Source organism: Streptomyces sp. NPDC050806 (assembly GCF_055586425.1).
Window position 1 is genome coordinate 302,735 of record NZ_JBVJIF010000004.1, and the last position, 18,900, is coordinate 321,634.

General features: G+C 72.4%; 18 protein-coding genes. 9 read left to right on the forward strand and 9 right to left on the reverse strand.

From position 1 onward, the window contains the following. Window positions 1-136: 136 nt before the first annotated feature. Entirely contained in the window at window positions 137-1,237 is a 1,101-nt protein-coding gene (locus tag ACZ6WH_RS14190) for an NADH:flavin oxidoreductase/NADH oxidase (protein ID WP_469728387.1), read from the reverse strand. Window positions 1,238-1,545: 308 nt separating this feature from the next. Further along, window positions 1,546-2,475 carry an EamA family transporter gene (locus tag ACZ6WH_RS14195; protein WP_469728389.1) on the reverse strand — a complete coding sequence of 310 codons (930 nt, stop codon included), beginning with the start codon at window positions 2,473-2,475 and terminating at the stop codon, window positions 1,546-1,548. Window positions 2,476-2,559: 84 nt separating this feature from the next. Between ACZ6WH_RS14195 and ACZ6WH_RS14200 the strand changes: the two genes are divergently transcribed. From ACZ6WH_RS14200 to ACZ6WH_RS14220, 5 genes are all read left to right on the forward strand, one after another. Then, the gene (locus tag ACZ6WH_RS14200; RefSeq protein ID WP_469728390.1) at window positions 2,560-3,516 is read left to right on the forward strand and encodes a LysR family transcriptional regulator; all 957 of its coding nucleotides are present in this window, start codon (window positions 2,560-2,562) and stop codon (window positions 3,514-3,516) included. Window positions 3,517-3,629: 113 nt separating this feature from the next. Further along, the gene (locus tag ACZ6WH_RS14205) at window positions 3,630-3,950 is read left to right on the forward strand and encodes a cupin domain-containing protein (protein WP_432861556.1); all 321 of its coding nucleotides are present in this window, start codon (window positions 3,630-3,632) and stop codon (window positions 3,948-3,950) included. A gap of 112 nt (window positions 3,951-4,062) precedes the next feature. Further along, window positions 4,063-4,767 carry a DUF899 family protein gene (locus tag ACZ6WH_RS14210; RefSeq protein WP_469728392.1) on the forward strand — a complete coding sequence of 235 codons (705 nt, stop codon included), beginning with the start codon at window positions 4,063-4,065 and terminating at the stop codon, window positions 4,765-4,767. A gap of 184 nt (window positions 4,768-4,951) precedes the next feature. Further along, window positions 4,952-6,445 carry an MFS transporter gene (locus ACZ6WH_RS14215; protein ID WP_469728394.1) on the forward strand — a complete coding sequence of 498 codons (1,494 nt, stop codon included), beginning with the start codon at window positions 4,952-4,954 and terminating at the stop codon, window positions 6,443-6,445. Further along, window positions 6,442-7,002, forward strand: a complete 561-nt coding sequence (locus tag ACZ6WH_RS14220) for a TetR/AcrR family transcriptional regulator (protein ID WP_469728396.1) — start codon at window positions 6,442-6,444, stop codon at window positions 7,000-7,002. The genes ACZ6WH_RS14215 and ACZ6WH_RS14220 overlap by 4 nt, the downstream gene beginning before the upstream one ends. Before the next feature lie 9 nt (window positions 7,003-7,011). On the opposite strand, the gene ACZ6WH_RS14225 is transcribed toward ACZ6WH_RS14220, so the two are convergent. The 4 genes from ACZ6WH_RS14225 to ACZ6WH_RS14240 all read right to left on the reverse strand — a co-directional run bounded on the left by ACZ6WH_RS14225 (window position 7,012) and on the right by ACZ6WH_RS14240 (window position 12,166). Continuing rightward, window positions 7,012-8,643 carry a flavin-containing monooxygenase gene (locus ACZ6WH_RS14225; RefSeq protein WP_469728398.1) on the reverse strand — a complete coding sequence of 544 codons (1,632 nt, stop codon included), beginning with the start codon at window positions 8,641-8,643 and terminating at the stop codon, window positions 7,012-7,014. Continuing rightward, window positions 8,636-9,598: an alpha/beta hydrolase gene (locus ACZ6WH_RS14230; RefSeq protein ID WP_469728399.1), complete on the reverse strand. Its 963-nt coding sequence runs from the start codon at window positions 9,596-9,598 to the stop codon at window positions 8,636-8,638. Before ACZ6WH_RS14230 ends, ACZ6WH_RS14225 begins: the two co-directional genes overlap by 8 nt. A 133-nt stretch (window positions 9,599-9,731) precedes the next feature. Continuing rightward, window positions 9,732-10,934 (reverse strand): MFS transporter, encoded by a 1,203-nt coding sequence (locus ACZ6WH_RS14235; protein ID WP_469728400.1) that lies wholly within the window; start codon window positions 10,932-10,934, stop codon window positions 9,732-9,734. A gap of 35 nt (window positions 10,935-10,969) precedes the next feature. Continuing rightward, window positions 10,970-12,166, reverse strand: a complete 1,197-nt coding sequence (locus tag ACZ6WH_RS14240) for a glycosyltransferase (RefSeq protein ID WP_432861536.1) — start codon at window positions 12,164-12,166, stop codon at window positions 10,970-10,972. 204 nt (window positions 12,167-12,370) lie between these two features. On the opposite strand from ACZ6WH_RS14240, the gene ACZ6WH_RS14245 reads away from it, so the two are divergent. Further along, window positions 12,371-13,663 carry a DUF418 domain-containing protein gene (locus ACZ6WH_RS14245; RefSeq protein WP_469728401.1) on the forward strand — a complete coding sequence of 431 codons (1,293 nt, stop codon included), beginning with the start codon at window positions 12,371-12,373 and terminating at the stop codon, window positions 13,661-13,663. 26 nt (window positions 13,664-13,689) lie between these two features. Here the strand turns inward: ACZ6WH_RS14245 and ACZ6WH_RS14250 are convergent, their stop codons facing one another. From ACZ6WH_RS14250 to ACZ6WH_RS14260, 3 genes are read right to left on the reverse strand one after another with little or no spacing between them, the layout of a single operon-like run. Continuing rightward, window positions 13,690-14,079 carry a BlaI/MecI/CopY family transcriptional regulator gene (locus ACZ6WH_RS14250; RefSeq protein ID WP_469728403.1) on the reverse strand — a complete coding sequence of 130 codons (390 nt, stop codon included), beginning with the start codon at window positions 14,077-14,079 and terminating at the stop codon, window positions 13,690-13,692. Window positions 14,080-14,088: 9 nt separating this feature from the next. Then, entirely contained in the window at window positions 14,089-15,294 is a 1,206-nt protein-coding gene (locus tag ACZ6WH_RS14255) for a glycosyltransferase family 4 protein (protein ID WP_469728405.1), read from the reverse strand. Continuing rightward, window positions 15,291-15,728 (reverse strand): hypothetical protein, encoded by a 438-nt coding sequence (locus ACZ6WH_RS14260; RefSeq protein WP_469728407.1) that lies wholly within the window; start codon window positions 15,726-15,728, stop codon window positions 15,291-15,293. The genes ACZ6WH_RS14255 and ACZ6WH_RS14260 overlap by 4 nt, the downstream gene beginning before the upstream one ends. Window positions 15,729-15,963: 235 nt before the next feature. Here ACZ6WH_RS14260 and ACZ6WH_RS14265 point away from each other — a divergent pair, with 235 nt between their 5' ends. From ACZ6WH_RS14265 to rocD, 3 genes are all read left to right on the forward strand, one after another. Beyond that, the gene (locus ACZ6WH_RS14265; protein WP_432861521.1) at window positions 15,964-16,485 is read left to right on the forward strand and encodes an Lrp/AsnC family transcriptional regulator; all 522 of its coding nucleotides are present in this window, start codon (window positions 15,964-15,966) and stop codon (window positions 16,483-16,485) included. A gap of 332 nt (window positions 16,486-16,817) precedes the next feature. Next, window positions 16,818-17,630: a dimethylargininase gene (ddaH, locus tag ACZ6WH_RS14270; RefSeq protein WP_432864963.1), complete on the forward strand. Its 813-nt coding sequence runs from the start codon at window positions 16,818-16,820 to the stop codon at window positions 17,628-17,630. Beyond that, a complete protein-coding gene (gene rocD / locus ACZ6WH_RS14275; RefSeq protein WP_469728409.1) occupies window positions 17,627-18,889 on the forward strand; it encodes an ornithine--oxo-acid transaminase in 1,263 nt (420 codons plus the stop codon). Before ddaH ends, rocD begins: the two co-directional genes overlap by 4 nt. Window positions 18,890-18,900: the final 11 nt, after the last annotated feature.

Consider the following 18,900-nt stretch of genomic DNA (forward strand, 5'->3'; position numbering starts at 1 on the left):
ACATTTCTGCGCGGCCCCATATTGCAGGAGCCCGCCCGACGCCGGTCCGCGGCCGCCCGCACAAACACATCGCCCGGGCCGTGCCGCACTCGACCGAGTGCCGCGCGGTCCGGGCGATGAAGCGCGGTGTGTGCGATCAGGCGCGGTGGTACTGCTGAGCGATGTGCGGCGTGGCGCCCAGCTCGCGGGCGGCCTGCTGAGCGAAGTACGGCGTACGCAGCAGCTCACGCCCGAGCAGCACCGCGTCCGCCTCCCCGTCAGCAACGATCTTCTCGGCCTGCTGCGCCTCGGTGATCAGCCCCACGGCCCCCACCGGCAGCCCGGCCTCCTCCTTGACCCGCGTGGCGAACGGCACCTGGTAGTTCGGCACGGCCTCGATCTTCGCGTCCGGCGCGTTGCCACCGGTGGAGGTGTCCAGCAGGTCGACGCCGTGCGCCTTGAGCTCGGCGGCGAAACGCACGGTCTCGTCCGCGGTCCAGCCGGTACGCCCGTCCTCCGCGTTCTCGCTCAGCCAGTCCGTGGCCGAGATACGGAAGAACAGCGGCAGGTCCTCGGGCCACACCGCCCGCACCGCGTCCACGACCTCCAGCGCGAACCGCACCCGGTTCTCGTACGACCCGCCGTACTCGTCGGTGCGCCGGTTCGTGAAGGGCGACAGGAACTCATTGATCAGGTACCCGTGCGCACCATGGATCTCGGCAACCTGGAAACCGGCCTCCAGCGCCCGCCGCGCGGTCGCCGCGAACTGCTCCACGATCTCCTTGATCTGCGCCACCGACAGCTCCGCCGGCTCCGTCGACTTCCCGTCGAACGCCACCGCACTCGGCGCCACCGGCTGCCACCCATGCCCCTCACCAGGGGCGATCGGCGCGCCGCGGTCCACCCAGGTCCGCTCGGTCGAGGCCTTCCGCCCGGCGTGCGCTATCTGAATACCGGCGACGGCGCCCTGCGCCTTGATGAAGTCGGTGATGCGGCGGAAGGCCGCGACCTGGGTGTCGTTCCACAGCCCCAGGTCGTACGGGCTGATCCGGCCCTCGGGGCTGACGGCCGTGGCCTCGGCGATGATCAGGCCGGTGCCGCCGACGGCACGGGCGGCCAGGTGCTGGAAGTGCCAGTCGTTGGGCGCACCCTGCTCGGGCCCGTCCGGCGCCGCCGAGTACTGGCACATCGGAGCCATCCAGAGACGGTTCGGAATGGTCAGCGACCGAAGGGTGATCGGCTCGAACAGTGCGCTCACAACGGGCTCCCTGGACGTGAACGAGGGCGGAGGCGGCTCCGGACAGAGCCCGAAGCCTCGGATGCGACAGCATCGTAGTACGACACGCATCGTAGTACGGCATCCATCAAACTAAAAGGAGTCCATCCGAACCGAGGCACCCGGCCCGCCGATGGCGACGCGTGTCGATGGCGACGCGTGTCGATGGCAACGCCTGCCGAACTACGATGCTTCTCGTACAACAGGGGTACGCCAGAGCGCATTCCTGATCGCCGGTCGCGTGGCCCACCTCACGCGACCGGTGACACCGACCCCGGCCGCCCGGCGGTTCAGCTCGACGACGAGGCGACTGCGGTGGATGTCTTGGTGTGTTGGGGTTCAGAAGGTGCCGGGGTGGGGCGGGCGCCGGTGCGGGTGGCGCCGATGCCGGCGATCACGACGAAGGCGACGCCGGCCGCGGGCGCGAGGCCGGGTATCTGGCCGAGCACCAGCAGGCCGGCAAGCAGCGCGATGGCCGGTTCCAGGCTCATCAGGGTGCCGAAGGCGGAGGTCGTGAGGCGGCGCAGGGCGAGGAACTCGAGGGCGAAGGGCAGTACGGCGCCCAGCGCGGCCAGCCCCAGCAGGGCTCCGAGCAGCTTCCAGGTGACGTGTTCCAGGTCGGAGGGTGCCGCGACGAGGAGGCCGATGAGGCCGGCGACGGGCATGGAGACGGCCAGTCCGCTGAGACCGGTCACGGAATCGCCCACGCGTTGGGTCAGCAGGATGTAGGCCGCCCAGCAGGCCGCGGCGGCCAGTGCGAAGCCCGCGCCGGCCGCGTCGATGCCGCCGCGCCAGGGTTCGGTCAGTGCGACGACACCGATGGCGGCCATGGCCGTCCAGCGTTTACGGCCGCGCCCCGGGCCGAAGAGGGATACGGCCAGCGGGCCGAGGAATTCCAGTGCGCTGGCCGTACCGAGCGGCAGCCTGGTCACGGCGAGCATGAAGAACACCATCATGCCCGCGCTGACCGCGCCCAGCGTGGCGCACGCCAGCAGGTCGCGGCCGGCGAAGTCGCGCAGGCGGGGCCGTATCAGGGCCAGCAGGAGCACACCGGCCCACGCCAGACGCAGCCCTGTCGCGCCCAGGGCGCCGAGCCGATCGACCAGCGGAACCGACAGCGCCAGCCCGAGCTGGATGGTGGACATGGAGGCCACGGCCATCAGGGCCCCGGTCGCGGACGTGGGCAGGCACGGACCCGTGCGGTGTTTCAGCAAGCTCATGGCCCCGAGTAGACGATGCGCGAACCGTTCGCGTCCACGTGCCGATCATTGATGATCCGTTCGCGAACCATGGACAATGATGGAATGGAGACGCGACGACTGCGGATGCTGGTGGAGCTGTCCCGCCTGGGGTCCATGCGTGCGGTGGCCGACATGCTGGCCACGACCACCTCGACGGTCTCGCAGCAGATCGCCGCCCTGGCGGACGAAATGGGCACCGCGCTGACCGAACCGCACGGGCGCCTGGTGCGGCTGACCCCCGCGGGCCGCCGGCTGGCCGAGCACGCGGTGACGATCCTCTCCGCCGTCGAGACGGCGCGCCACGACCTCGCGCCAGGAGCCGAGCCCAACGGCACCCTGCGCGTCGCGGGCTTCGCCACCGCCATCCGCGCCCACCTGCTGCCCATCGTCACCGCCCTGACCACGAGCCACCCCCGCCTCCGTGTCCTGGTCCGCGAACACGAACCCGCCGAGGCGCTGCGGCTCCTGGCCGAGGACGCCACCGATCTGGCCTTGACCTACGACTACAACCTGGCGCCCGCGGCCGAGGACCCCGTGGTGAACGCCACCGCCCTGTGGACCGCGCGCTGGGGCCTGGGCGTCCCCGCGCGGGCCGGCATCCGGGAGGGGACGACGCTGGAGGTCTTCGCCCAGCTCGCCGGGCAGGACTGGATCGTCAACTCGCGCAACACCGCGGACGAGACCGTCATCCGCACCCTTGCCTCCATGGCGGGCTTCACCCCGCGCATCACCCACCAGGCCGACAGCCTCGACCTCGTGCAGGGCATGATCACGGCCGGGCTCGGCGTGGGCCTGCTCCCCTTGGGGACCGTCACGTTCCCGGCTGTGCGGTTCCTCCCGCTCACCGCCCCCGACGTCGAACTACGTGCGTACGCAGTCGCCCGCCACGGCCGCCTGGACTGGCCGCCGCTCGCCCTGGTCACCGACCTCCTCGTCAGGCGGTCCGGGCGGTCCGCGGCCGGGCAGCACCCCGGCCGACCTGCCGGCCCCGACACCGAAGAGCCCCGTCGGATGCCGTGATCAACAGGACTAACCTGTGCCGGAGGCGGCGTCCGGCACCCCGGCACGCCTCCACCGGTCAGCGGCTCCCTCCGCTCCCGGCCGGCACGGCACACCGAACGGAAGGAATCGCGATGGCGACCACGGCCCGGGCCACGGTGCAGCAGGACGACGCACGCGTACGCGTCACCCGCTGGGATTTCGAGCCCGGCACCAGCACAGGCCCGCACGTGCATGAGCACGACTACGTCGTCGTACCGCTCACCGACGGCACGACCAGGATCCTCACACCCGGTGGGACGGAAGCCTCATCAGAACTGAGGGCGGGCGTGTCCTACACCCGTCCCGCGGGCGCCGAGCACGAGGTCGTCAACGCGGGCGACTCCTGGCTGGCCTTCGTCGAAATCGAGCTCAAGGAGCCCGCGGCACACGCATCGGCACCTGCCGCACCCTGAAGCAGGCGCCCTCCGGCGGCAGGAGCCGCCGGCGCCGGGAGTCAGGCTCCCCGGTTCACTTGGCAGGCCCTCGCGCGCAGGCCGACAATGACGGCAACGCAGCAGCCACCACATGCCGGTCGACCAGGAGGCAGCCATCCGTCAGACCAATCTCACCGGGGAGTCGGCTGACTACACCGCCGCCCGCGAAAAGCTGCGCGAAGCCGAGATCGACCTGATGCGCCATCGCGAGCAGGTCGCTGAGATGCGGCGTCGGCTGCCACTTGGCCCCGTCGTCGAGGACTACGTGTTCGAGGAAGGCCCTGCGGACCTGAACGCCGGCGATGCGCCGGTACGGTCCGTGCGGCTGAGCGAGTTGTTCACCGGCCCCGATCGCGAGCTGGTGGTCTACCAGCTCATGTACGGCAAGCGGCAGACGCAGCCCTGCCCCATGTGCACGATGTGGCTCGACGGGTTCAACGGAATCGCCCACCACATCGCGCAGAACGTGGACCTCGCGGTCGTCGCCGCGGCCGACGTGCCCGCCCTGCGCGCGCACGCCCGCGACCGGGGGTGGACGAACCTGCGTCTGCTCAGCGCCGGAGCGAGCACCTTCAAGTACGACCTCGGCGGCGAGGACGCCGAGGGCAACCAGGACTCGACCGTGTCGGTGTTCACCCGCGACAGCGACGGGTCGGTACGCCACTTCTACTCGGCCCACCCGAGGATGTCCGACGACATCGACGAGCGCGGCATCGACCTGCTCGCCCCGGTGTGGCACCTCCTCGACCTCACCCGCCGAGGCCGCGGCGACTGGCGCGCGGCGCTCAGCTACTAGCAGACGCTGGAAGGCCGCACAGAGCGCGCTGGAAGGGCGCCCCGGCCGGAGGTCACACTCCGGCCGGGGCGCCCTTCGTCATGGTCGCGGCCGGCCGGGCGCGCATCGGGCACCTTTTTGTCATCGTATGATGACATCGCTTGATGACATGGCCGGGCGGCCGGTTCGACAGGAGGAATCCGCTGTGCGCGACGCAGGTACGACCCCCTCGTGGAGGGAGCGGGCGCTGGTGCCGGTGCTGCTCTCGGTGGGGATGCTGGTGGCCGTCGTCAGCAGTCTGGGGGCGCCGCTGATCCCGACGATCGCGCGGGTCGACCATGTGTCCCTGGACGTGGCCCAGTGGTCGCTGACGGTGACCATGCTGGTGGGCGCGGTGGTCACGCCGCTGATGGGGCGGCTGGGGGACGGGCCGCAGCGTCGGCGGGTCATCCTCGGCGGGCTGGCGCTGACGCTCGCGGGCAGTCTGCTGGCGGCGCTGCCGACCGGCTTCACCGGCCTGGTCGTGGGGCGCGCGTTCCAGGGGGTCGGCATCGCACTCACCCCGCTGGCCATGGCCACCGCGCGGGACGCCCTGCCGCCCGAGCGCGCCCGGCACGCCGTGGCCACCCTCTCCCTCACCTCCGCGGCCGGCGTGGGCCTGGGCTATCCGCTCACCGGCATACTCGCCCAGTACCTGGGGCTGCACGCGGGCTTCTGGTTCGCGGCGCTCGCCGCGGCGCTGGCGCTGGCCGCCCTCGCCGTCGTCCTTCCCCCGTCACCGCAGCGGCCCAAGCATCCGCTGGACGTCCTCGGCGCGGTGCTGCTGGCCGCGGGGCTGGCCGGGCTGCTCTACGCGACCACGGTGGGCGGCCGCTGGGGCTGGGCGTCCGGGCGGCTGCTCGGCCTGGTCGCGGTCTCGGTGCTGCTGCTGGTCTGGTGGATGGTGCACGAGCTGCGTACCGACCACCCGCTGGTCGACATGCGGCTGGTCCGCGACCGGTCGGTGCTCGCCTCCGACCTCACGGCGCTGCTCTCCGGGGTGGGGATGTACGTGATGCTGTCGCTGGTACCCCAGTACATCCAGACGCCGGAGTCGGCGGGCTACGGATTCGGCGCCTCGGTCGTGGTCGCCGGGCTGATCCTGACGCCGTTCTCGGTGGCCAGCATGGTGTCGGGCCGCCTCGTCCGGCTGGTCTCCCGCACCGTCCCGCCGGGCCGGCTGCTGCCGCTGGGCTGCCTGGTCTGCCTGTGCGGAACCGCGCTGTTCACCTGCGTACGGGGCGGGCTCTGGGAGGCGTTCGTCGCCATGGGGCTCATCGGCCTGGGCGCCGGGGTCACCATGTCCGTGATGCCCGCGCTGATCGTGGGCGCGGTGCCGGCGCACGAGACGAGCAGCGCGATGAGCTTCAACCAGGTGGTGAAGTACATCGGGTACTCCGGAGGCAGCGCGTTCAGCGCGGCCGTCCTCGCGGCCCACCCCGGGGCGCAGGGGCTGCCCGCCGAACACGGGTACCGGGTCGCCGGGCTCGCAGGGTGCGCGGTCTGGGTGCTCACCGCCCTCGCCGGGTACCTGCTCGTACGCAACCGGCGCCCCGCCGAGCCGTCCCGGAAGGTGTCGGAGTCCCATGAGCCGGCGCCGGGCGACGGGGCACGTAGGGTGATCGCGACCGGAACGGCGGACACGGAGGCACAGCGGTGAGCGGGACGCAGGAAGCACGCCGCAGGGACTCGGCGCGCAGTCGCGAGGCGCTGCTGCGCGCTGCGGGCGAGCTCTTCGCCGAGCGCGGTTTCGACCGCACCACGACCCGGGACATCGGCCGGCGGGCGGGCGTGGACCCCGCCCTCATCGCCCGCTACTTCGGGGGCAAGACACAGCTCTACCTGGCCACGGTCGAAGCCGAGCACGGCGACGCGGATCCGGGCGACCTGCTCGACCCGGAACGGCTGCTGTACATCCTGAAGCGGGCCGACCACCGGGGTCTCGTCCCCGTCCTCCAGGTCGCCGTCCAGCACCTGGCCGAGCCGGCGGCCGAGGGGGCCGCACGCGCCGCGCTCCACGAGCGGCTGGTGGAGCCCCTGCACCGGCGGTTCGCGGCGGAGGGGCTGGAGCGGCCCCGGCTGCGGGCCGAGATGATCGTCGCGGCGATCATCGGGATCGCGCTGGGCCGGGGGTCCGGGGCGTTCGACGAACTCGGCGAGGTGGCACCGGACGACCTGGGCGCCCTGCTGCTCGACACCCTGGCCGCCGGGGCCTGACGCACGGGCTCAGGCCAGCTCGAACCCGTGGTAGTGCGCCACCGCCACGCCGTCACCGATCTGCCGGTACGTCCCTACGCCACCGATGAACGGCATGAACACCCGTTGTTTTCCGGGGATGTTGGCGCCCATGTACCACGAGGCGGCCTGCGGCATCAGCGTGAGGTCCGCGAGGTCGTTGGTGGTGTTCACCCAGTTGTCCTCGGCCTCGGGCGCCGCCTCCATGCGGTGCAGTCCGTGCTCGCGGAGGTACTCCAGCGCACGGGTGATCCAGTCGACGTGGTACTCGATCGAGGTCATCATGTTGGACAGCACCGACGGGCTCTGCGGGCCGGTGACCATGAAGAGGTTCGGGAAGCCGGCCGACATCAGCCCCAGGTACGTACGCGGCCCGTGTTCCCACTTCTCGCGCAGGGTGCCTCCGTCGCCGCGTATCTCCATGGCGTTCAGCGCGCCGGTCATCGCGTCGAAACCGGTGGCGAGGACGATCACGTCGCAGTCGTACGCGCGCTCGCGGCCCGCTCCGCCCGTCACGATCCCGCGTGCGGTGATCCGGCGGACCGGCTGTTCGTTGAGGTCGACGAGCGACACATGATCCTGGTTGTAGACCTCGAAGTAGCCGGTGTCGACGCACATCCGCTTGCTGGCGATCGGGTACGTACGCGGCGACAGCTTCTCGGCCAGCTCCGGGTCCCGGACCTTCGCGCGGATCCGGGCGCGCACGTACTCGGCGGCGATCTCGTTGGCCCGCGCGTCCCTGAGGACGTCCTTGAACGCGCTGGAGAAGCACAGCCCGCCGTCGGCCCACCGCGTGTCGAACTCGCGCCGGACCTCCTCGGCGCCGGTCTCCGTCAGGGTGCGTGTGCTCTCCGGGCACCGGAACCCCGTGCGCGACATCCGGCTGTACTCCCGGATCTCGGGGTAGTGCTTCCGGGCCTCGGCCAGCCGCTCCTCGTTGGGCCCGTTGTGGGCCGGCACGGCGAAGCTCGGCGTGCGCTGGAAGACGGTGAGTTCCGCGACGACGGGCGCGATCGCGGTGATCGTCTGGAGTCCGGACGAACCGGTGCCGATGACGGCGACCCGCTTCCCCGCCAGGTCGACGCCGTCGTGCGGCCAGCCGGACGTCCAGTACACCTCGCCCGCGAAGTCCTCCAGCCCTTCGAAGACCGGCCGGGAGGGCACCGACAGGCACCCGGTCGCCGCGATCACGTACCGCGCGGTCCGGGACGTCCCGTCGTCGGTCGTCACCGTCCACCGGTACGCGTCGTCGTCCCAGTCCAGTCGCTCGACCCGGGTGCCGAAGGTGATGTCCTCGCGCAGGCCGTAACGGTCCGCGACGTGCCGCGCGTAGGACAGCAGCTCCGGCTGTGCGGCGTAGCGCTCGCTCCAGTCCCACTCCTGCTGGAGCTCCGGGTCGAAGGAGTAGGAGTACTCGACCGACTCGATATCGCAGCGCGCCCCCGGATAGCGGTTCCAGTACCAGGTGCCGCCGACGTCGTCGCCCGCCTCGATGATCCGTGCCCGGTACCCGAGCCGGCGCAGCCTGTGCAGCTGGTAGAGGCCCGCGAAACCGGCGCCGATGACGAGGACGTCGAGATCGGGGGCCGAGCCCTGCGGGGCACCTGATATGCGCTCAGACATGGCTGCTCACGCTCCCCTTGGCGAACGAGGCGACGAAGCGGTTGATGTGGTCGGCGACGACGTTCAGGCCGGCTTCCTGGCCGGGGAGGATGCCCGCCATCTGGAAGTACGCGTGCATCTGACCCTCGGCCTCGGCGAGCGTGACCGGCACTCCCGCCTCCTCCAACGCCCTTGCGTACGCGACGCCTTCGTCGTGCAGCGGGTCGTACTGGGCCACGTACACCAGCGCCGGCGGCAGCCCCGCGTGGCTCGTGGCGCGGAGCGGGGACGCGTCCGGGTGGGTGCGGGCCGCCTCGTCCGCGAGGTAGTGCCCCCAGAACCACCGCATGGTGTCCCGGCTGAGCAGCAACTGGTTCTCGGGGGCCAGGTAGGAGGCGGTGTCCGGGTCGCAGTCGGTCACGGGGTAGACCAGGACCTGGTGGTCGATCCTCGGCCCCTCCTTGTCACGCGCCCACAGCGTCAGCACCGCGCTGATGTTCCCGCCCGCGCTGTCCCCCGCGACGATCAGCGGAACGCCTTCGGGCGCCAGCTCGGCGGCGTGTGCGGCCACCCATTGCAGGGCGGTCCAGCTGTCCTCGACGGCGGTCGGGAAGGGGTGCTCGGGGGCCTTGCGGTAGTTGACGAGCACCACGGTCGACTGTGTCGCGTTCGCCAGCCGGCGGCCCACGTGGTCGTACTGCAGGTCGATGTCGCCGAGGACCCAGCCGCCGCCGTGGTAGTAGACGATGACCGCCCGCGACGCGCCCTCCGGTTGGAGTACGCGGACCCGGAACCGGCCTCCCTTGCCGTCGAGCCGGAGGTTCCGTACGGCGCCGACGTCCGGGCCCCGCCCGCTCAGCCCGGCCAGGACCGGCCCGCTCATCCGGGCGATCGCCGGTGTCGACTCATGAATCGCCGGGCCGTCGGCCTCGGCGAGCTGCTCCAGAAAAGCCTGGGACACGGGTTCCAGCGGCATGGCACCAGCTCCTCTCATCGGCGCGCCTTCGCGTCGTCCGCGCGGTCACGAGCGCCGACGCACCACCGTAAGGTCGTTCTCCGCTGAGCGGCAGAGCACCTCCGGCCCTCGGCCTCCCTCACGGGCGGGCCCGTCAGCCGCCGTTCCGCTCGGGCAGCGGCTTCCGCAGCAGGTGGGCGCCCGTGCAGGCGGCCAGTACGGCCACGCAGGCCGTGAAGGTCAGGCCCGCACCGCGGAGGCCGAGGGCCACGGTGAGGGCGCCGACGCCGACGACCGGGAGGGAGATCCCGGTGTAGGCGACGACGAAGAAGGTGGAGATGGTGCCGCCGCGGTGTGCGGCGGGCGCGGCAGCGGCGACGGACGTCAGGGCCACGCGGAAGGCCAGCCCCTGGCCGATTCCGCCGCACAGGGCGCCGGCGACGAGCAGCGGCAGCATCTCGGCGACGAGCGAGCCCGCCACCATCGCGAGGCCGGCCACCAGGACGAAACAGCCGCACGGGAGGGCCCGGCTCGCCCCCAGCTTCTCCGTCAGCGACTGCCCCGCCGTCGAGCCCAGGAACACCGAGGAGACCACCGCGCCCGACACCGCGAGGTTCGTCACGCCCAGCGTCTCGGCCTCGAAGGCCGGGGCCACGGCGGTGAAGAGGCCCAGCAGCGAGAAGCCGGCGAAGGCGGCGAACGCCGAGGGCGCGAAGACGCTGCGGGCCTCGGCCGGTACGACCAGGCCCTGCGGTGCGAGCCGCGGCCACCGTTCGGGGTGGTCGACCGTCTCGGGCAGCAGCAGTACCAGTACGCACGCGGGGACGAGCAGCGCGAGGTGGGCGAGGAAGGGCAGGCTGAGCGGCCACGGCGCGTACTGGGCGAGGATTCCCGCGAGCAGCGGGCCGCAGCCGAGACCGCCCATGTTCGCGGCCGCTGCGGCGAACCCGGCGCGCGACTTCCGTTCCGCCGGGGCCAGTTCGAGCACCGCGGCGGTGGCGGCGCCGCTGAACAGTCCGGCGGAGAGGCCGGAGAGCAGCCGGCCGGCGAAGAGCAGCGGCAGACCGCCCTCGCTCAGGAAGCACACGGCGCTGAGCGCGGAGAAGGCCAGCGCCGCGAGCAGGACGGGGCGGCGGCCGACCCGGTCCGAGTAGTTGCCCGCGAGCAGCAATACGGCGATGACGCCGAGCGCGTAGACGGCGAACACCACCGTCACGATCAGTTCCGAGAAGCCGAGTTCCTGGCGGTACAGCCCGTAGAGCGGGGTGGGCAGCGTGGTGCCCGCCATCCCCACGGCGAACACGGCCGCCGCTGCCGGACAGCCGGGGCGCCGGCCCGCACCTTGACGAACGATCATGTCCCCACGGTACGAGCCGGTCGCGCTCCGGTGCGTCAGCTCGCGTCCGCCGTGGCGGCCACCGCGTCCGTGACGAGCCGGTCCAGGCCGGGGAGGGCGTGGGAGCGGCGCTGCAGGGCCCGCGCGCGGGCGCGGCAGACGCGGTCCTCCAGTACGGACCGTACGGCCGTGGTCAGGGATTCGCGCGTGAGGTCCTGGACGTCGATGCGGCGGCCCACGCCGATCTCCTGGAGCCGGGCGGCGTTGTGGGACTGCTCGGCGAAGAGCGGGACGGCCACCATGGGGACGCCGGCGGCCAGCGCCTCGCGGGTCCCGTTGAAGCCGGCGTGCGTGATGAACGCGTCGCTCGACCGGAGGAGCAGTTCCTGCTGGACGAACGAGGTCAGGTGGACGTTGTCGGCGCGGGCTCCGGTCCACTCCGCCGGGTCGTTGCCGGCGCCGAGCGCGACGACACCGGTGACCGGCAGTTCACCGAGCGCCCCGATGATGGTGTCGAGGAGGCGCGCGGCGCCGTCGCCGGGGAAGTGGGTCGCGTTGGAGCCCAGCGTGGCGAGGACGAGCGGGCGGTCGGCGGGCAGCCCGGCGATCTCCGGATCGAGGATCTCCTCGGCGGGCGCGGGCACCCGGTAGTAGTGGGCGCTGGGCAGCCGCTGCGCCTCGGGGTAGAAGTCCTCCGGTACGACGCCGGCCCGGAAGGTGCGGAAGACGTGCCAGGGGTCGGCGACCGGGCTCAGGCCCAGCTCGGCGCGCTGCTTGTCGAGCTCCTCGGCGACGGCCGGGTGGCCGTACGGCGCCATCGGCGCGATGTCCAGCACGCCGTGCGGGATGCCGAGCCGTTCACCGGCCAGGTAGCCGCCGAACTCGGTGGACTCGTGCAGGATCAGGTCGGGGCGCCAGTCGCGGCACACCTCGACGAGGTCGCGGGCGCAGGGGCCGGCCAGCCGGCCCACGAAGGCCCGCGCGAAGAACTCCGGCTCCAGCTCGATGGTGACCGAGCCGAACCGGCGCATCTCGGCCGGCGGCCGCAGGTCGCCCTGTTGCAGCACCTCGCCGAGCCCCACCACGTTCGGCAGCCGCAGCGCGGTCAGCCCGCGCCGCTCGATGTGGTCCGCGACGGCCGCCCCGGTGGCGACGGCCACCTCGTGGCCCGCCCGCCGGGCGCTCTCGGCCGCCGGCAGCACCAGCGGCGCGAGGTGCGAATAGCCGGCCTGGGCGGTGAAAAGGATGCGCAAGATGGTTCGCTCCCTCGGGCGCCGCGCAGCCGTCATCCGGGGCGTACGCGGCTGGGACTGGGGAAAATCAACAACTGTTGAGCAGCCTAACCGTCCGGATTCCGGAGCCTTTGAGCGGGGCGCACCGTACCGCGCAGTGACGAATGCGTCACTGAATTCCCACGAACCGTTCCCCGCTCCGCCCGATGCGGGCATCTTGGGCCCATGCCGCAGAATCTGCCCAAGATGCGCCACTTATCCATGCCGTCGCGCACTCCGTCCGGTGCGCGGGAGACGGCGCCCCGGGGCGGCCGGTCCAGGGCCGCCACACCTGACTGCCCGTCACCTCCCGTCTCCGGGACCGGCACCGCCCGGCTGGTGGGCGTCGACCTCGCCCGTGGCCTCGCGGTACTGGGCATGTTCGCGGCCCATGTGGGCCCCGACCCGTCGGACGGCGGCCCGGTGGGCTTTTTCATGGAGGTCGCGCGGGGCCGCTCCTCCGCCCTCTTCGCGCTGCTCGCCGGCTTCTCGATCGTCCTCATCACCGGCCGCCCCGAACCCCGCACCGGGCGCGCGGGCCGGCAGGCCATGACCCGGGTCGCCATCCGCGCGGTCATCCTGCTGATCCTGGGGACCGCGCTCACCGCACTGGACACCTCCATCGACGTGATCCTCGCCTACTACGCGGTGGCGTTCGTCGTGGCACTCCCCCTGTACCGGCTCGGCGCCGGCGCCCTCGCGACGATCGCCGCCGCCACGGCGCTGGTGTTCCCCCAGGACCTGTTCCTGCTCAAGGTCTGGATCGCCGGGAGCAGCTGGGGCGACGCGGTCGACGCCCACGACCCGCTGCGCGCGGTGAACGGCTACGACGGCGTCATGGACCTGCTGTTCACCGGCTCCTATCCGGTGCTGACCTGGATTCCGTTCCTGATCGCCGGCATGGCGGTGGCCCGGCTCGACCTCACCCGGACCGCGGTGCGGGTCCGGCTCGCGTACACCGGTGCCGCGCTGGCCGCGCTCGGTTACGGCGGCTCCTGGCTGGCCCTGCGCCTGATCCCGAACGTTTCGGCCGCCGTCGCGGCGGGCTCGGACGGCGACTCCCCGTCCTCGGCCTGGTGGTCCGACACCGTCGGCGATCCCACCCTCCTCTTCCGGGAGTGGCTGCTGGTGGCCGCGCCGCACAGCCAGACCACCCCGTCGATCATGGGCAACACCGGCGTCGCCCTCCTCGTGGTGGCCGGCTGTTTCGTCGCCCTGGACCGGCTGCCCGGCTTCCGGCGGGTGGCCGCGCCGGTCATCGCGGTCGGCGCGATGTCCCTGACGGCGTACGTGCTGCACATCGTGGCCATCCGGACGCTGGGCACGGAGGACTGGTCCGACTCCAGTGAGCCGCTGACGCTGCTGGGCTTCGCCGTGGGCGCGATGGTGTTCGCTCTCGTGTGGCGGCGGCTGTTCCGGCGCGGGCCGCTGGAGTACCTGCTGTACCGGGCCACCCGGCCGGCGCGCCACGTGCGATGAGTCCTGCCGCCGGGCGGCCGGTCCGCTCAGTGACCGTCGCGGCCGGCGGTCAGGAACCGCCGCAGCGCGGTCTCTTCCTCGGCACTGAGGCCGGTGACGAACTGTTCCAGCGCCGCGATCGGATCCGGCCCCTTGTCCAGGGCCTGGTGCATCATCTCGGCGGTCAGTTCGGCGGCGTTCTTGGCCGGCCGGTAGGCGCCGCGCCGGCCCCCGGCGTCCCGTACGACCAGGTCCTTGTCGTGCAGCCGCTTCAGGATGGTGTGGATGGTGTTGTACGCGAGGTCGCCGCCGATCCCGGCCTGCACCTCCGCCGGCGTCAGCGGCTCCTCGGTCGCCCACAGGGCGGCCAGTACCTCGCTCTCCAGCGTCCCGGCGCTGCGGCGCTCCCCTCTGCCACGAGGGTTTCTCCCTGTCATGCGTGCACCCTACAACTCGTAGGGCGCACCCGCGCCGCCCGGCCGGCCCGCCTTCCCCTTGGCCCCGAGCAGTTCGGCCAGCAGGTCCTCCCACCGGCCGCGGATACGGTCGGGGGCGTAGCGGCGGGCCGCCTCCGCCGCGTGCCCGCCGAGCTTCCTGCGCAGGTCGCGGTCCTCGACGAGGCGGGTGAGCGCGGCGGTCATCCCCTCGATGTCGCCGAGGGGTACGAGCAGGCCGTCCTCGCCGTCGGTGATGATCTCGCGGGGGCCGTGCGGGCAGTCGAAGCTCACGGGCGGGATGCCGTGGCTCATCGCCTCGGCCAGCACCATGCCGAACCCCTCGCGCCGTGAGGCGAGGGCGAAGACCGAGGCCTTGGCCAGCTCCCGGTCGAACTCCTGCGTGGCGCCCATCAGGTAGACGTGGTTGTAGAGATGCCGGCCGTGAATGAGCTTCCGCAGCCGGTCGTGTTCGGGTCCCGCCCCGAAGATGCGCAGCTGCCATTCGGGGTGTGCCCGCGCGATCGGCTCGAAGGCCTTGATGAGCTTGGCGAAGCCCTTGCCCTTGACCAGCCGGCCGGCGGCGACGACGAGCGGCCGGTCGAGCGCGGAGAGCGGCGGGACGCCCTCTTCCGAGAGCGGGTTGGGGACGCAGACGACGCGGACGCCGCCGTCGCCGAGCCGCTGCCGGTAGGCGTCCTCGTCGGCCGCGGTCAGTACGGTCACCGCGTCCAGCCGCGGGTACCAGCGGTCGATCTCGCGGGCGAGCTCCGGCTTGTGATGGGAGTAGTGCAGGTGTTCCTGGCCGACGCGGACGACCGAGGCGGGCGCGAAGCGGGCGGAGAGGAGGTTCAGGGCGGGCCGGGTGGTGATCAGCACACCGTCGCGCAGGGAGCGCAGGTAGCGCACGATGCGCTGGTCGGTGAGGCGGTTGAACCGGTCGTAGCGGACCTCGGCCTCCGGGACGAGCCGGCTGGGGCGGCGGCGCCGCCGGTACGCGAGCGGGCGGGTCCAGCGGGACGGCGGGTCCGTGCCGTCGACCAGCGGGGTCAGCCGGACGCCGGGGTGCAGCGGGAAACGGGGTTCGGCGCGGTGCCGGTGGACGCTCACGACCTCGACGTCGTGGCCGGCGGCGGCCAGCGCGTTGGCCTGGTTGACGACGGTGCGCACGGTCCCGCCCACCGCGTAGGCGTTGAGCAGCAGAAAGCGGATCTTCATCGGGCGACCTCCCCGTCGCAGACGATCGAGAGGTTGTCCTGAATGGTGTAGTACGGCTCGAAACGCCGGCCGCCGGAGGTCTGGGCGGGGTAGGTGAAGATCTTCTTCTTGCCGTGCACGTCGTCCAGATGACGCCCCAGCCGGAGTTCCTCTTCCTGGCCGTCGGGAACGAGGTAGAGATCCCAGACCCGTTCGCCCTCCGGCGTGGCGGCGGCGAGCCCGTCCAGCGGGACGGGCGCCTCGAACCGCGTTTCCCGGCCCTCGGCGGGCAGTCGCAGTTCCGCGTCGGGTGCGCCGCGCACCCGGGCGATCAGCGCGCCGGCTCCGGTGGGCGCGCCCACGACGCGGCCGATGATCCGGATCAGGCCGTCACGCGGCCAGACCTCGGCCACTTCGGCGTGTGCGAGCCCGGTGGGGTCCGGCGGGTCATGCATGACGCGCTCCTCCTGCAGCTGATCCGACAACCTGTAGGGTCCCGGTCGGTAACCCTACAGGATGTAGGACCACGGAGCCGGTGGGCGCCGCGCGGCCACTCGGGTACCCCGCATGGCCCCTCCGACGCCCGCGGACCGCGACATCCGCGGCCGGCGGGGCGCCCCGCCCCCCTCTACTCGGCACGCTCCATAGGATCCGTACGGCCAGATCCCTGCGACGGAGGAACCACCCGCCATGGCCCACGCATCCGGCCCGCTCGACGAGTTGGACCGCAAGATCATCGCGGCCCTGACCGCGAACGCCAGGACCAGCTTCGCCGAGATCGGCACGGCCATCGGCCTGTCGGCCACCGCGGTCAAACGCCGGGTGGACCGGATGCGCGAAACCGGCGTGATCACCGGGTTCACCGCAACGGTCCGGCCCGCCGCGCTCGGCTGGCGCACCGAGGCGTACATCGAGGTGTACTGCGACGGCGCGGCGCCGCCCCGCCGGATCGCCGAGGTCGTCCGCAGGTACCCGGAGATCACCGCCGCGATGACGGTCTCCGGCGGTGCCGACGCGCTGCTGCACGTCCGAGCGACGGACGTGGAGCACTTCGAAGAGGTGCTGGAGCGCATCCGGACCGAGTCCTTCATCCGCAAGACGATCAGTTACATGGTCCTCTCGCACCTGATCCCGGACAGCCCGGAGGCCGGCGCCGGATCCTCCGCCGTCCAGGGCTACGGCCCCGACGACCCCGCCTCCCCCGTCCGTTAGGTCGACCCCATACGGATCATCGGACACACCGGTTCCACCGACGCACGAACCCTGCGCCGAGCCAGCAATCTGCGCACGTTCGCTGCGCCGGTACGCAGCGTTCCGGACTTGTCCGGCGCATCAGCGGCTTTCTACCGTTGAGACATCCCAACGTCACCCATCGATGACCCCACGTCACCGGTGGGACGCCCCTTGCCGTGCCGCCGGAAACGGAGGACCCCGCCGTGCCCGAACCCGTGTCCGCACTCGTGCGCGAGCCCGTGCCCGTCGAGCCCGTCCCCGCCGGGGCCATACCGGTTGCGGCCGTGCCCGAAGAGGCCGTGCGCACGATCGTGCGCCCACCCCGTGTACCGCGTCCGCGGCGCTACCTGGTCTGCGAACCGCGCCACTTCGAGGTGCGGTACGCCATCAACCCCTGGATGCGTGACGCCGCGCCGGTCGACACCGCACTGGCACAGCGCCAGTGGGCGGCGCTGGTCCAGGCGTACCGCGATCACGGCCACACGGTCGAGACCGTGGAGCCGGTGGCGGACCTGCCGGACATGGTGTTCGCGGCGAATTCGGCACTCGTCGTGGGCGGCCGGGTGTTCGGCTCACGCTTCCTCGCCCCGGAACGCCGCCCCGAGTCCGCCGCGTACGAGGCGTGGTTCCGGGCGGCCGGGTTCGACGTACGGGCCCCCGAAGCCGTGTGCGAGGGCGAGGGCGACCTCGTACCGGTCGGCGACTACGTCCTGGCCGGTACGGGCTTCCGCACGACGCGGGAGGCGCACGGGGAGGTGCAGGAGTTCCTCGGCGTGCCGACGATCGGCCTGCAGCTGGTGGACCCGTACTTCTACCACCTCGACACCGCCCTCTTCGCGCTCGACGACACCAACGTCGCCTACTACCCCGAAGCCTTCTCACCCGGCAGCCTGGAAGTGCTGCGCCGGCTGTTCCCGGAGGCGGTGACCGCCACCCGGGAGGACGCGATGGCGTTCGGCCTCAACTCCGTCTCCGACGGCTGTCACGTGTTCGTCGCCCCGCAGGCCGAGGGGCTCGTCGAACAGCTCGCCCGCCACGGCTACGTCCCCGTCCCCGTCGACCTGTCGGAGTTCCACAAGGCCGGCGGCGGCATCAAGTGCTGCACCCAGGAGGTCCGTCCATGACCGCGCCCACCCGCCCCTCCGTCACGCCCGAGAGCCGCTCGCAGCAGGACCCGGCCCCCCGCTCGTCGGCGGAGCTGATCCGCGCGGAGGCCCCCGTCCTCGCGCACAACTACCACCCGCTCCCGGTGGTCGTGGCGCGCGCCGAGGGCGTCTGGGTCGAGGACGTCGAGGGCCGCCGGTACCTCGACATGCTCGCCGGGTACTCGGCCCTGAACTTCGGCCACCGACACCCGGCGCTCGTCGAGGCCGCGCACCGCCAGCTCGACCAGGTCACCCTGACTTCGCGCGCCTTCCACCACGACCGGCTGGCCGGCTTCGCCGAGGAGCTGGCGGCCCTGACGGGCCTGGACATGGTCCTGCCGATGAACACCGGCGCCGAGGCCGTGGAGAGCGGCATCAAGGTGGCCCGCAAGTGGGCGTACGACGTCAAGGGCGTCGCCCCGGACCAGGCCACGATCGTGGTCGCCGCGGACAACTTCCACGGCCGCACCACCACGCTCGTCAGCTTCTCCACCGACCCCCAGGCACGCGCGGGGTACGGCCCCTACACGCCCGGCTTCCGCGTCGTCCCGTACAACGACCTCGCCGCCCTCGAAGCCGCCGTGGACGAGACCACGGCCGCCGTGCTCATCGAGCCGATCCAGGGCGAGGCCGGCGTGGTCATCCCCGACGACGGCTACCTCACCGGCGTCCGCGAGCTGACCCGGCGGGCCGGCTGCCTGTTCATCGCCGACGAGATCCAGTCCGGCCTGGGGCGTACGGGCCGCACGCTGGCCGTGGAGCACGAGGGCGTGGTCCCCGACGTCCTGCTGCTCGGCAAGGCGCTCGGCGGCGGCATCGTCCCGGTCTCCGCCGTCGTCGCCCGCCGCGAGGTACTGGAGGTGCTGCACCCGGGCGAGCACGGCTCGACGTTCGGCGGGAACCCGCTGGCCACCGCGGTCGGCTCCGCCGTCATCGGGCTGCTGCGCACCGGCGAGTACCAGCGCCGCGCCACCGAACTGGGCGAGGTGCTGCGCACCGGCCTCGACGGCCTGGTCGGCAAGGGCGTCACCGGCTTCCGGGCGCGTGGCCTGTGGGCGGGGGTGGACATCGACCCCGCGCTGGGCACGGGCCGCGCGATCAGCGAACGCCTCCTGCGGGAAGGCGTCCTGGTCAAGGACACCCACGGCTCCACCATCCGGCTCGCACCGCCGCTGACCATCGAGGAGGGCGAACTCTCGTCGGCGGTCGAGGCCCTGGGACGGGTACTGGGCCAGTAACGAAGAACCGC

Bases quoted from the DNA above. Each gene is read 5' to 3' on its own strand.
- ACZ6WH_RS14200 (WP_469728390.1), top strand. From the start codon at position 2,560: ATGGAGACGCGACGACTGCGGATGCTGGTGGAGCTGTCCCGCCTGGGG.
- ACZ6WH_RS14250 (WP_469728403.1), bottom strand. From the start codon at position 14,079: ATGACAGGGAGAAACCCTCGTGGCAGAGGGGAGCGCCGCAGCGCCGGG.
- ACZ6WH_RS14235 (WP_469728400.1), bottom strand. From the start codon at position 10,934: ATGATCGTTCGTCAAGGTGCGGGCCGGCGCCCCGGCTGTCCGGCAGCG.
- ACZ6WH_RS14260 (WP_469728407.1), bottom strand. From the start codon at position 15,728: ATGCATGACCCGCCGGACCCCACCGGGCTCGCACACGCCGAAGTGGCC.
- rocD (WP_469728409.1), top strand. From the start codon at position 17,627: ATGACCGCGCCCACCCGCCCCTCCGTCACGCCCGAGAGCCGCTCGCAG.
- ACZ6WH_RS14255 (WP_469728405.1), bottom strand. From the start codon at position 15,294: ATGAAGATCCGCTTTCTGCTGCTCAACGCCTACGCGGTGGGCGGGACC.
- ACZ6WH_RS14195 (WP_469728389.1), bottom strand. From the start codon at position 2,475: ATGAGCTTGCTGAAACACCGCACGGGTCCGTGCCTGCCCACGTCCGCG.
- ACZ6WH_RS14230 (WP_469728399.1), bottom strand. From the start codon at position 9,598: ATGCCGCTGGAACCCGTGTCCCAGGCTTTTCTGGAGCAGCTCGCCGAG.
- ACZ6WH_RS14205 (WP_432861556.1), top strand. From the start codon at position 3,630: ATGGCGACCACGGCCCGGGCCACGGTGCAGCAGGACGACGCACGCGTA.
- ACZ6WH_RS14245 (WP_469728401.1), top strand. From the start codon at position 12,371: ATGCCGCAGAATCTGCCCAAGATGCGCCACTTATCCATGCCGTCGCGC.
- ACZ6WH_RS14210 (WP_469728392.1), top strand. From the start codon at position 4,063: ATGCCGGTCGACCAGGAGGCAGCCATCCGTCAGACCAATCTCACCGGG.
- ACZ6WH_RS14225 (WP_469728398.1), bottom strand. From the start codon at position 8,643: ATGTCTGAGCGCATATCAGGTGCCCCGCAGGGCTCGGCCCCCGATCTC.
- ACZ6WH_RS14265 (WP_432861521.1), top strand. From the start codon at position 15,964: ATGGCCCACGCATCCGGCCCGCTCGACGAGTTGGACCGCAAGATCATC.